The sequence below is a fragment of the Sandarakinorhabdus oryzae genome (assembly GCF_009733735.1).
Lineage (GTDB): Bacteria > Pseudomonadota > Alphaproteobacteria > Sphingomonadales > Sphingomonadaceae > Sandarakinorhabdus > Sandarakinorhabdus oryzae.
On record NZ_WNJP01000016.1, the window covers coordinates 20,574 to 31,945 of the forward strand.

11 protein-coding genes are annotated in these 11,372 nt (G+C 67.0%); 2 read left to right on the plus strand and 9 right to left on the minus strand.

Features of this window, described 5'->3' with window-relative positions; translation table 11 throughout:
- Positions 1-120: 120 nt before the first annotated feature.
- Together GJ693_RS03145 and GJ693_RS03150 are read right to left on the minus strand one after the other, a co-directional pair.
- Positions 121-615, minus strand: a complete 495-nt coding sequence (locus GJ693_RS03145; RefSeq protein ID WP_156254884.1) for a DUF6702 family protein — start codon at positions 613-615, stop codon at positions 121-123.
- Positions 612-3,011 (minus strand): M1 family metallopeptidase, encoded by a 2,400-nt coding sequence (locus GJ693_RS03150; RefSeq protein WP_235902587.1) that lies wholly within the window; start codon positions 3,009-3,011, stop codon positions 612-614. Before GJ693_RS03150 ends, GJ693_RS03145 begins: the two co-directional genes overlap by 4 nt.
- 101 nt (positions 3,012-3,112) lie before the next feature.
- Here GJ693_RS03150 and GJ693_RS03155 point away from each other — a divergent pair, with 101 nt between their 5' ends.
- Complete coding sequence (locus tag GJ693_RS03155) at positions 3,113-4,597, plus strand: serine hydrolase domain-containing protein (RefSeq protein ID WP_156254885.1); 1,485 nt, start codon at positions 3,113-3,115, stop codon at positions 4,595-4,597.
- A gap of 28 nt (positions 4,598-4,625) precedes the next feature.
- Here the strand turns inward: GJ693_RS03155 and GJ693_RS03160 are convergent, their stop codons facing one another.
- The 6 genes from GJ693_RS03160 to GJ693_RS03185 form a co-directional block, all read right to left on the minus strand.
- Positions 4,626-5,180, minus strand: coding sequence for a cytochrome c family protein (locus tag GJ693_RS03160; protein ID WP_235902589.1), 555 nt, complete (start codon positions 5,178-5,180; stop codon positions 4,626-4,628).
- A 6-nt stretch (positions 5,181-5,186) separates the two neighbouring features.
- The gene (gene mauA / locus GJ693_RS03165; RefSeq protein WP_156254886.1) at positions 5,187-5,735 is read right to left on the minus strand and encodes a methylamine dehydrogenase (amicyanin) small subunit; all 549 of its coding nucleotides are present in this window, start codon (positions 5,733-5,735) and stop codon (positions 5,187-5,189) included.
- Positions 5,736-5,763: 28 nt separating this feature from the next.
- The gene (locus GJ693_RS03170) at positions 5,764-6,369 is read right to left on the minus strand and encodes a thioredoxin domain-containing protein (RefSeq protein ID WP_156254887.1); all 606 of its coding nucleotides are present in this window, start codon (positions 6,367-6,369) and stop codon (positions 5,764-5,766) included.
- Positions 6,370-6,381: 12 nt separating this feature from the next.
- The gene (locus tag GJ693_RS03175; protein WP_156254888.1) at positions 6,382-6,939 is read right to left on the minus strand and encodes a MauE/DoxX family redox-associated membrane protein; all 558 of its coding nucleotides are present in this window, start codon (positions 6,937-6,939) and stop codon (positions 6,382-6,384) included.
- Positions 6,940-6,942: 3 nt separating this feature from the next.
- Positions 6,943-8,118 (minus strand): amine dehydrogenase large subunit, encoded by a 1,176-nt coding sequence (locus tag GJ693_RS03180; protein WP_156254889.1) that lies wholly within the window; start codon positions 8,116-8,118, stop codon positions 6,943-6,945.
- Positions 8,119-8,303: 185 nt separating this feature from the next.
- The gene (locus GJ693_RS03185; protein WP_156254890.1) at positions 8,304-8,969 is read right to left on the minus strand and encodes a TetR/AcrR family transcriptional regulator; all 666 of its coding nucleotides are present in this window, start codon (positions 8,967-8,969) and stop codon (positions 8,304-8,306) included.
- A gap of 154 nt (positions 8,970-9,123) precedes the next feature.
- Between GJ693_RS03185 and GJ693_RS03190 the strand changes: the two genes are divergently transcribed.
- Positions 9,124-9,588, plus strand: a complete 465-nt coding sequence (locus GJ693_RS03190) for a c-type cytochrome (RefSeq protein ID WP_235902591.1) — start codon at positions 9,124-9,126, stop codon at positions 9,586-9,588.
- Here GJ693_RS03190 and GJ693_RS03195 read toward each other — a convergent pair.
- The coding region (locus tag GJ693_RS03195) for a tetratricopeptide repeat-containing sulfotransferase family protein (protein WP_156254892.1) at positions 9,581-11,372 on the minus strand (1,792 nt) is incomplete at its 5' end. The genes GJ693_RS03190 and GJ693_RS03195 overlap by 8 nt on opposite strands.

Sequence of the window (11,372 nt, forward strand, 5' to 3'; positions counted from 1 at the left end):
GCATCGATTCTGGGCTGACCCCGCGCGTGACAGATGCATGACAGGACGCCGCAGGGCGTTACGTCTTTTGGCGTAGGGGGCCGCCACTGCGCCGGCCACAGCTGCGGCAACAGCGCGCAGTCAGGGTTGGGGCAGCGCCACCGGCTTGGGCGCGTCGCCCGCCGCAAAGGTCAGGCTGCGGGTGATCCCGGCGCGGCGGATGTTGACCTGGGTCAGGTGATCATCCCAGGTTTCGCCAAACAGCGCGCCGCTGATCAGCAGTTGCGCGGGCTTGCCTTTCAGCCGGCCAATGAAGCGCAGGGTCACCGTGTCGCCGGCCAGTTGCTGCCCGGCCGGGGCCAGCCGCACGCCCTCGATGCGGAAACGCTGGCCGACATAGGCGACCAGCGCCTTCACCGCCTCGGGATCATCCAGGCTGGGCTGGGCATCGGGCGCGATATCGACCAGCGCCGGTTCGACATCATGGGCGAGCAGGCGGTGGGTGACGGTGACGGCGCCGGATCTGGCGTCAATCTCCACCACCGCCAGGCTGGCATGGCCGCGGTGCGCCAGCGCCGGGCCATGGACTCCAAATCCAAGCCCCAGCGCCAGCAGCAGCGCGGCCAGCCGCCTCACTGCTCGTCCTTCTTCTCGTCTTTCTTCTGCTGCGGCCGGGTCTTGGTGCTGTCCGGCGTCACTTCCAGCTCACTGTCGGCCATGCGGTTGTCCGGCCCGGCCGCCTCGTCGTTCACCTTCAGCACGGTGGGTTCGATGCGACGCGGATAGGCGTTGTTGCTGCGATCGGCATCCGCGGTTTCCCACAGCGGATCGACCTCGGCGGCCTTCAGCAGCTTGGGGGTCACATATTGCCAGGTCACCGCCTTGCTGTTGTAGCGCCAGACTTCGGCCGGGATGCGGATGGTCTCGGTCGAGCCATCCTCATAATCCAGCTTCAGGATCACCGGCATCACCAGCCCGCCGATGTTGCGGAAGCTGAAGTGATAGAAATTGTCCTTGAAATTGAGGGCTGCGGCCTGTTCCGGCTCCAGCTTCTTCTGCAGCGCGGCATAGTCCTTGCGGTCCTTGGCGGTGACCGTGAAGCGGTCGGTCTCGTCATAGAAATCGCGCGTCTTGGGATCGCGCGCCACTACCGGCGGCGCCGTATTGCGCGTGTTGGTGAGCGACAGCGGCTCGGCCTTGGCCTTGTCACGCGCCCAGGCCTTCTCCACCTCCGGATTGCGGGTGTCGAGCCGGGCCTTCACCACCTTGTCGAGGCTGATGTCGACATGGTCGGTCGAGTAGAACCAGCCGCGCCAGAACCAGTCGAGATCGACGCCCGAGGCCTCTTCCATGGTGCGGAAGAAGTCATAGGGCGTCGGCCTTTTGAACCGCCAACGCCGGGCATATTCCTTGAAGGCGAAATCGAACAATTCGCGGCCCAGTATGGTCTCGCGCAGGATCACCATGGCGGTTGCCGGCTTGGCATAGCCGTTGTTGCCGAACTGCAGCAGGCTGTCGCTGTGCGTCATCAGCGGCACCTGGTCCTTGCTCACCATATATTCGACGATGTCGCGCGGCTCGCCGCGGCGGGCGGGGAAATTCGGGTCCCAGCTGCGCTCGGCCTCGAACTGCAGGAAGGTGTTGATGCCTTCGTCCATCCAGGTCCACTGGCGCTCGTCGCTGTTGACGCTCATCGGGAACCAGATGTGGCCGACTTCGTGGATGACCACGCCGACCAGGCCATATTTGGCCCGCTCGGTATAGGTCAGCGCGCCGGTCTTCCGGTCCTTCACCGGGCGCGGCCCGTTGAAGGTGATCATCGGATATTCCATGCCGCCCACCGGGCCGTTGATGCTCTGCGCCACGGGATAGGGATAGGGGAAGGCGAACTTGCCATAGGAGTCGATGGTGTGGGCGATGGCCTTGGTGGAATAGGCATCCCACAGCGGCCGGGCTTCCTTGGGATAGAAGCTCATCGCCATCACCAGCGGGTTGGCGGCATCGTCCTGGCGAACGCCCATCGCGTCCCAGACGAACTTGCGGCTGGAGGCAAAGGCGAAATCGCGGACGTTGCGGGCGGTAAAATGCCAGGTGCGGGTGCCGCTGGCCTTGCTCTTCTCGGCCGCCATCGCTTCGGCCGGCGTGACGATATAGACCGGCTCCTTGGCGGTGCGGGCCTCGTTCAGCCGGGCGCGCTGCGCAGCCGACAGGATATCGGGATTGGCCAATTCGCCGGTGGCGGCGATCACGTGATCGGCAGGCGCAGTGATGGTCACATCATAATCGCCGAATTCCAGCGTGAACTCGCCGCCGCCGACGAAGGCCTTGTTGTGCCAGCCTTCGTAATCGGAATAGACCGCCGCGCGCGGGAACCATTGTGCGGCGAGGAAGATGCAGTTGCCATCCTCATCGGCCTTGGTGAAACATTCATAGCCGCCGCGGCCGCCGACAACCCGGGTTTCCGGCAGCGGATAGCTGAACTCGATCTTGACCGTGGTGGCGCCGCCGCTGGCCAGCGCCGCCGGCAGATCGATGCGCAGCAGCGTGTCGACCACGGTGAACTTGAGCGCGCGGCCCGATGCGTCGGTCACCTTCTGGACCGTGAAGCCACCTTCCCATTCCTTGTAGCGCATGGCCTTGCGCACGTCGGTCAGGCTGAGGCTGCCGCCGGGGGACACGGTTTCGGCGCGCTCGGCGATATGGTCGCGCTTGTAATTCTGGTCGAGGAGCAGCCAGAGGTACTTGAGCGCGTCCGGGCTGTTGTTGTGATAGGTCAGCGTCTCGGTGCCGCTGATGGTCCTGGTCGGTTCATCCAGCCGGGCGGTGATGCGATAATCCACCTTCTGCTGCCAGTAACGATAGCCCGGCGCGCCAGCGGCGTTGCGATAATCGGTCGGGGTGGGCCAATCCTCGCCCTCCAGCTGGCGGAACTTGTCGACGAAATCGCCCTTGGTCTGCTCCACGGGTGCAGCCTGGGCGACATTGCCCAGCATCATCACCAGGGCCACCCAGCCCAAAACGCGCATCAGCATCAATCAAGACCCCTCTACCGGCACTCCCCGCCGGAAAGCGGCCCACATGCCGCGCCCGCCGGCCCTTGGCAAGCGGTGCAGACCGTCGCACTGTGGGACAAATGCCGGAGATAGTGATGATGCTGCGCGCCCTGCCCTTCGCCCTGCTGCTGTCAACGACGGCCGCCGCCACTGAGCTGCCGCCGGAACTGACGGCGCGCATCGATGCCAGCATGGCCGAATGGGCGAAGGCCAATCATGTGCCGGGGCTGACCTGGGGGATCGTCCACCGCGGCGACGGCCTGGTGCACGGCGGGGTCGCCGGCATAGCCGATGTCGCCACCGGCCGCGCCGTGGCCCGCGACACCCGCTTCCGCATCGCCAGCATGACCAAGGCCTTCACCGCGCTGACGCTGTTCGACCTCGTGGCCGAGGGCAAGGTGCGACTGGATGATCCGGTGAGCAAATATGTGCCCGAAGTGACGAACTGGCCCTATCCGATCACCGTGGCCGATCTGGTCCACCACCGCGCCGGGCTGGTGACCGATGATCCCTGGGGCGACCGGCAGACGCCGCTGCCCGAAGCCGATTTCACCGCGCTGTTGCAGGCCGGCGTGCCGTTCACGCGCGCGCCGGGGCTGGTCCATGAATATTCGAACCTGGGCTATGCCCTGATCGGCCGCATCATCAAGAATGTCTCCGGCCAGGCGTTCGAGGCGGAGATTGCCCGCCGCCGTTTCCAGCCGCTGGGCATGGCCGCGACGACGTTCAATCTCGCCACCGTCCCGGCCGGCACGCTGGCCAGCGGCTGGCGCTGGGAAGACGGCGCGTGGAAGCGCGAGCCCGACATGGCGCCCGGCACCTTTGGCGCCATGGGCGGGGTGATCACCACCGGGCCCGACTATGCGAAATGGATCGACCATCTGTTGAGCGCCTGGCCGGCTGCCGCGCCCGGCACCGCAGAGCCGCAGGCGCGGGTGACGGTGCGCCGGCTGATCGATGGTGGCGGCAGCCCGCGCCGGATGATGCGGCCAACGATGGCCGCGTCCTCACCCTGCACAGTGGCGATCGTCTATGGCGCCGGGCTCAGGGTGGGCGATGATTGCACCCTGGGCCGGATTGCCACCCACGGCGGCGGCTATCCCGGCTATGGCAGCATCATGCTCATCGCGCCGGATCGCGGCTGGGGCGTGTTCGTGCTGACCAACCGCACTTATGCTGGCCCGTCCGCGCCGGCCTGGGATGCGCTGATCGCCATTGCCGAGGCCGGGCTGGCGCCGAAGGACGTGCTGCCGCTGTCCCCGCAACTCGCCGGGCTGGCAGCGCCGATGCACGCGGTGCTGACCAGCGGCGATGTGACCAAGGCGGGCCTGGCCGTCAATTTCCTGATGGACCGCGACGCCGCCCACCGCCGCGCCGATATCGCCGAGGTGCTGGCCAAGGCCGGCCGCTGCCCGAAGCAGCCCGGCGTGGCGGCCGATGGCGCGCTGGAAGGCGATTTTTGGTGGAAGTGCGAAAAGGGCATGGTGGCCGCCCATGTGCTGCTGGCGCCGACGCCGACCCCGCAGATCCAGGCGCTCGACTGGCGGTTTGAGGCGAAGAAATAACCCCCTCCCTCACTTGGGGGGGTGAAGGTTAGCGCACCGCCAGCGCGCTGCGTTCGGCACCGGCGGGATACATCAGCCGCAGCGAAGCCGGGGCGCCGCACTTCTGGATCACCTTTTCCACGATGACGGCGCGGGTCTTGACCAGGCTGACCGAGGTGAAGGCGCGGGTGCGCCCTTCCGCCACTTCCGCGGCGGCAAACGGCCTGGTGCCGGCCGGGGTGGACTTGCCGCCCAGCCCGAAGACCATGAAGTTCATCAGGTCGGCCAGCTGCTCGTTATCGGTGATGCGGCTGCGGGCGATGTTGGGCAGCCGCATCAGATAGTCGCGGCCTTCGGGCAGGCACATGAACCAGCCGACGCGGCCCTGCAGATTGGGCAGATCGGCCGGCGCGGCATTGCCCTTGATGCCGTGGCAGCCGCCGCAATGTTCGACATAGTCGGTCTGCGCCTGGTCCATGTCGCCGGGGTAGTTGGCCGGCAGCCCGCTTTCATCAACCGTGTAGAGCGCCGGCGGGGCGGCGGCGACCAGCAGCAACAGCCCGGCGAGCGCGGTGGCGGCAGGCCAGATCCGGTGACCCCTCACACTGCCTCAGCTGGCCTTGCCCACAAGCACGGCGGTGGAGCAGTGATATTCCATGCTCTTGGTGCCGAAACACCAGATCACGTTGTTGTTGAGCTGCGGCATGTAGAGCTGGGTTTCGCGATCGGTGTTGTCGCAGCCGCACTGGCCGCAGGCCGATTTGCCACAGCAATCGCGATAGGCGATCAGATAGGCCTTGCCGTCGTCGGGGTTGATGCAGGTGCCGACCCACGACACCGGCGAAGGCTCGGCGCCGGGCGGGCAGCTCGACACGCCGCCGCCGCAGCAGGAGCACAGGCTGCCATCGATGGCGCAATAGCGCCAGTAATCGCACTTGGTGTCGTCCTTGGTCTGGGCGTTGCGGGCAAAGGCGGTCTTGGCCTCCGGCGAGCGGTCCGGCTTGGAGGCGGCGCGCGCCCGGCTGACCGGCAGCAGCGGAAAGGCCGGCGCCGCGACGATGGTCGCCCCCAGCTTGGTCAGGAAGGAGCGGCGCGACGTGTTGCCGGCGAACGTGCGCAGCAGCTTCTCGCCAAGGCTGTCGATATCGAAACGCTTCATGCCTTTTCCCCCTGGGCTCCCATACCGCTCATGCGTCAACCTTGGCCGGTGTCGGCAGGCCGGCAATATAATCCTGAACGCTCTTCACGCCCATCTCGTGGCTGACAATGAGGCTTTCGAGATGTTCACGGCTGTTGACCAGCCCCTTGGCCAGCACCACGCCCGCCGCATCGAGCAGCACGGCATGGGGCAACTTGTCGACCTCGAACAGGCGGCCGACCTCGTCACTGTTGATGAACGGGAAGGCCGCCAGATCATATTTGTCCACCAGCGTCTTCTGGATGGCCGGATCATCATCGCCGACAAACACGAGGTTGACCCGTTCGGCCGCGGCAAAGCTCTTCGCGACCGGGATGAGGCTCTTGCACATCGGGCAGGCAGCCGAAACGAACATCAGCAGTTGCAGACCGGGCGCGGGGCCACCGATCAGATAGGGGCGCCCCTCCAGCGTCGTCACCGGCAACACCGGCGCCTTGTCACCCACCGCCGGGCCGCGATTGGCGTCGAGCGCACCGGCCGGGGCCACACGCACGTGCAGCACGCCGACCTGCCGCGCCAGCGCCAGCCCGGCAACGGCCAGGCCTATGAGCACCAGCCACTGCAGCGCCTCGTTGATGAGTCCCAGGGTCGACATCAAATCCCTTCCTCAACTCCGCCCGGGAGCGGACGCGGCCAAGGCCCCCAGCGCGGAGGCCATCAGCAACAACAGATAAAGGGCAACACCGGCGGCCATCGCCATCGCGGCATCGGCCATGCCCAGCGCCGCCCGGCCCGGCAGCAGCGCAGGCAACAGCGCGGCGGCGAGCGCAACATTGCGCAGCACCTGGCCCCAGCCCAGTGATTGGCGCAGGCCCGCGTGGCCGCAGCCGCAATCGATATGCCGCCGCCCGCGCCCGATGTTGATCGCCATGGCGCCGGCAAACACCAGCAGCAGCGCGATCGCTGCCAGCGGCGCAAGCAGAATAACTGCCGCCAGAGGCGGCGGCGGCGCGATGCCGGCCAGCAGGCCCACGGCGACCAGCAGTTCCACCACCGGCAACAGCGCCGCCGCCGGGGCGACCAGCACCTCGGGCAGCAGGCGATAATTGGCGATCACACCCGGCAGCAGCGCGCGATAGCGCAGCTTGTCGATGCCGGCGATGGCCAGCAGCAGCGCCACGGCGACGCTTGCCGTCAGTCCCAGCAGAGGCAGGACTGGCGCCATGTCTCAGTCGACGTCCGGCGTGACGATCATGCCGCCGCCACCGCGCTCGATGTCGTGCTTGATCTCGTAGGTGGCGAGATCCATCACCTGCACCAGGCCATTGTCGCCCGACAGGAACAGCAGCGGCTTGGCATCCTGCGTCACCTCGATATTGCCGATCGGCTTCTTCAGCGGCACGCGCTTGACGACCTTGCGGCTCGCCATGTCGACCACCCAGACTTCCTCGCCATCGTCCTTCTGCGTCCAATATTCGCCGCGGTGCATCAGCACGAACAGCTTGCCGGTGGCGCGGTGCAGCGCCATCGCCTGGCGGCCACCGGGGAACCAGTTGATGTCGAGCGGCCTGGTGTCGCCGGGGCGCACGCCGGCCGCGGCCTGGATCGACCAGGCATCGCCGATGGTCGGCGACGCGCCCAGCTTCACGGTGCGGACAAGGCCCGTGTAGGTGACGGTGACGATCTCGCCCTTGGTGCGATCATAGACGAAGCAATCGAACACCCCGTCTTCGGCGGCCTTGAAGAAGGGCTGGCTGTGGCTGACGGTCGAGGTCTTCGGCCCCACCGTCACCGTGGCCAGCGTGCCATCCGAGCACAGCGCCGAGAAGCCGACGCCGGTGACCGGCACCAGGCTGGCGCAGCCGGGCAGTTCGACGACCTGGGCGACTTTCCGCTTTTCAAGGTCAACCACGTTCACCGACGAGGCCGGGCTGAAATTGTAGATGAAGGCCTGTTTGCCGTCGTCGCTCAGCACGAAATTATTCTTCATGGTGCCGATGATCAGCCGGCCCGGCAGCGGGATTTCGGTGACCAGCGCCATGGTCTTCGGGTCATAGACCGTCAGCATGTCCTGGCGGGTGCCGCGGTTCACCTTGGTCCAGATGGTTTCAGAGACGTAGATGGCGCGCCGCTTGGGATCGAGAGCGATATCGGACCAGCGGCCGGTGGCGACCAGGCCGACCATCTTGCCGGTGTCGCCGTTCCAGATGCGGGTGCCGCCATTTTCCCAGCCGCCGCGCACGAGGCCCCAGTGCGGCGACCAATCGGGCAGCGTGTGGGTGAACGGCTCTTCCGGCTCGACTGACGCCATGGTGGGCGCTGCGGCCGGGGCCGATGCTGTCTGGGCGTGCGCTGGGCCCAGGCCGAGCAGCGCGATCAGGGCCGCGCCTGCCAGTCTGCCCATCCCGATGGTGGTGGTTCCCCTGATCATGCCTGCCAAAGCCCTTCCCCCAAATCCGGTCTGATGCCGCCGGCACGGCGACTCCAGACGGGCAGCCGCTGCCCGGCGCCTCGGAAGTGCGGAGACTGGACGTGCGTCAAGTTTTCGTCAAGCCGGGGCGCGGCGCCGTTGCGCGAATGACGTAGTATTCACGCCAGCGCCGGAATCTCGTCGGGCCGGATCGTGCGCGCCAATTGTACCAGCGAGGCGACGGCCAGCGCCGTCAATTGCGGCATCTGGTGCTCCCAGGGCTTGCCATGGCCGGCGAAGATGGTGGTGCCTTCCATGGCGGCGCTGATGAAGCGGGCGACCACGTCCACCTGTTCGGGGGACAGCGCCGGGTTCATCGGCGCGATCACCGCCGCGATGTTGCGATGCGCGCGGGCATAGAAGGCCGCGACCCGATCGGCCACCGCCGCATTGTGATTGGCCAGCGCCCACAGTTCGGTGAAGACATGGGTGGTGCGCTTGCTGGTGATATCGTCGAGCACCAGGGTGATGATGCGGCGCAACTGCTCTTCGGGGGCCAGACCGGGCTGGCGCACGGTTTCGTCGAGCAGCCGCTCATAATAATCGAGCAGATCGTCGAGCAGCAGCTGGATCAACTGTTCCTTGCGGGCGAAATGATAGGAGAGATTGCCCACCTTCATGCCGCAGCGCGCCGCAATCCGGCGCAGGGTGAAGGCCGCAGCGCCTTCATCGACCAGCACGTCGAGCGCGGCCTTCAGGATCAGATCAACGGTTTCGGTGCCGCGGCCATAAACTCCGGGGCGCAAGAGCGCCGTTCGCTGCGGGATCTCGCCTGTGCTTGCCATCACTGATGGGCTTAACGCAGGTGCCGTGTGGCGTAAAGCGAGGCGCGGATTGACCCCAAGCACGGCAGGGCCGCCCGGCTTGACGGAACCTTGATGACTGTCCAGTATTCGCCCCGATCCGGGATACGAGACCGGTTCTTGCAAGGATATGGCCATGATTTCAATGCGCTGGCTGCTGGCATACGGGATGATGGCCGCTGTTGCCATGCCGGCTGCGGCCGAGCCCAAGGCAGCTTTCGTGGCGCGCTGCAGCATGTGCCACCAGGCCACGGGACAAGGGCTTTCAGGCCAGTTTCCGCGCCTGGCCGGCCGCGCCGCCGCCATCGCACAGAGCCCGGAGGGCCGCCGTTACCTGGCGCGCGTCGTGCTGAATGGCATGAGCGGACCGATCACCGTGGATGGCACGCCGCTGATGGGGGTGATGCCCGGCATGGCCACCATGTCCGACGCGGAGATCGCCGAAATCCTGTCCCACGCCGTCAGCCTGGGCAAACCGGCCAAGCCGGCCAAGCCGTTCAAGGCCGCCGAGATCGCCGCCGTGCGCGCCGAAGGCCGTGTGAGCATGGCGGACAATGCCGCGCTGCGCGCCAAGCTGGTGGACGCCAAGGTCATCAACTAGGCATGAGCTCCGCCGGCACCGCAGGGTAACGCGTCACCACTTCGCCCAGCGTGTCGGCCAGCGGGCCGAGCCAGGGCGCAAACGTCTTCCAGTGATCCACGCCATCAGTGAAGATCGGGCGGCGCACCTGTTCGGAACTGGCGGTGCGCACGGCGCGATCATTGCGCCAATATTCAAGGCAGGCCGGCTCGAACTCCAGGCCCGCCGCCGCCAGCAGCCGCCGGATTTGCGCTTCGGTGTCGGCGACCATCTCTTCGTAGATGACGCGGATGACCGCTCCCGGTGCTGCGGCATCGAAATGCGCCATCAGCCGCACATAATCGCGGTAATAGCGGCCAAGCTCGACCAGATCATAGGAGAAGCCCTGGCCGCGGGCAAAATGCTGTTTCCACGCCGAAAAGCAGCAACCCATCGGGTGGCGGCGGGCATCGATGATGGTGGCGTTCGGCAGCACCAACTTGATGAGGCCGACGTGCTGCCAGTTGTTGGGCATCTTGTCGATGAAGCGCGGTTTGCCCGACTTGCGGTGGATGCGGGTGCGGTCGAGATATTCATCGCCAATGCGTTGCCGGTCGGCCGGGCCGAGCGATGCCATCAGCGTGGGGAAATCGGCGAATTCGCCTGAATCGACCCGCGCCGCCAGCCGGCTGGCGATCATCATCATGTCGGGCAGTTCCATCGTGCCCTCGACCTGGCTGTGGCTGCTCAGGATCTGCTCGATCAGCGTGGAGCCCGAACGCGGCAGGCCGACGATGAAAATGGGGTCCGCCGCCTCGCAGCCGCCCGTGCCGCGCGCGGCGAGGAACGGCGCGGTGAACGTCGTGATGGCGGCATCGACGTCGGCGGCGAAATCATCGGCGTCGTGCACGATCAGCGCCCGGCGGCGACGGTTGCCCTCGCTGTAATGGCGGAAGGCGGCCTCGGCCTCGCCCAGGTCCTCGTGCGCCTTGCCGAGCGCGAAGTGGAGGTGGAACAGGTCTTCAGCGCGCGCGTCCGGCTGCCCGGCCAGCGATGCGAGCGCTGCCTGCATCGAAGCAATCTCGGGGGTGCCCAATTTCACGGTCTTGAGGTTGGCGAGGCTCCACCAGGCTTCGCCCAGCGTTGGCCGGCGGGCGACGGCTTCACGATAGGCAGCCACCGCGCCGGCCTGTTCGCCCAGCGTTTTCAGCACATGGCCGAGGTTCTGCCACACCGGTGGCTGCGCGGGGTTCGCCGCCAGCAATTCCTCATACAGGCCGCGCGCGCGGGCCTGTTCGCCCAGGTTGACCAGCACGGAGGCGAGGATGAGCCGGTGGCCGGGATTGTCCACCGGCGAGGTGCACAGTGTCTCGGCGTGGACCAGCGCTTCGGGCAGGCGGTTGGACTGGACCAGCAGGCGGATCAGGAACTCGCGCGCCATGTCATAGCCGGGGGCCTGCGCCACCGTCTGCTCCAGCCGTACAATCGCTTCGGCCATGTTGCCCTGGCGCCAGAGGATTTCGGCGGCGAGCCGGCTGGCGGGGGGATCGTCACCCTGCCGTGCCGCCCGCGCCGCCAGTTGCGCCGCCGCCGCATCGAGCTGGCCATGGCGCATGGCCATTGCCGCCTGCAGCAGTTCGGGATCATTGGTGGCGGCATTGACGCCCCTCAGATCGGCCTGCCAGCCATCGCGATCCCGGCCGGCGGCGCGATACTGGCTGGCGAGCAGGAACCAGCCGCCCGGCACCGCCGGCAGCTGCCGGGTCAGCGCTTCAAGCGCGGTGATGGCGATGCCCGGCTGGCTGTTGGCGGCGGCGGCCTGCGCC

Bases quoted from the DNA above. Each gene is read 5' to 3' on its own strand.
- GJ693_RS03150 (WP_235902587.1), bottom strand. From the start codon at position 3,011: ATGCTGATGCGCGTTTTGGGCTGGGTGGCCCTGGTGATGATGCTGGGC.
- GJ693_RS03155 (WP_156254885.1), top strand. From the start codon at position 3,113: ATGCCGGAGATAGTGATGATGCTGCGCGCCCTGCCCTTCGCCCTGCTG.
- mauA (WP_156254886.1), bottom strand. From the start codon at position 5,735: ATGAAGCGTTTCGATATCGACAGCCTTGGCGAGAAGCTGCTGCGCACG.
- GJ693_RS03170 (WP_156254887.1), bottom strand. From the start codon at position 6,369: ATGTCGACCCTGGGACTCATCAACGAGGCGCTGCAGTGGCTGGTGCTC.
- GJ693_RS03175 (WP_156254888.1), bottom strand. From the start codon at position 6,939: ATGGCGCCAGTCCTGCCTCTGCTGGGACTGACGGCAAGCGTCGCCGTG.
- GJ693_RS03180 (WP_156254889.1), bottom strand. From the start codon at position 8,118: ATGGGCAGACTGGCAGGCGCGGCCCTGATCGCGCTGCTCGGCCTGGGC.
- GJ693_RS03185 (WP_156254890.1), bottom strand. From the start codon at position 8,969: ATGGCAAGCACAGGCGAGATCCCGCAGCGAACGGCGCTCTTGCGCCCC.
- GJ693_RS03190 (WP_235902591.1), top strand. From the start codon at position 9,124: ATGATTTCAATGCGCTGGCTGCTGGCATACGGGATGATGGCCGCTGTT.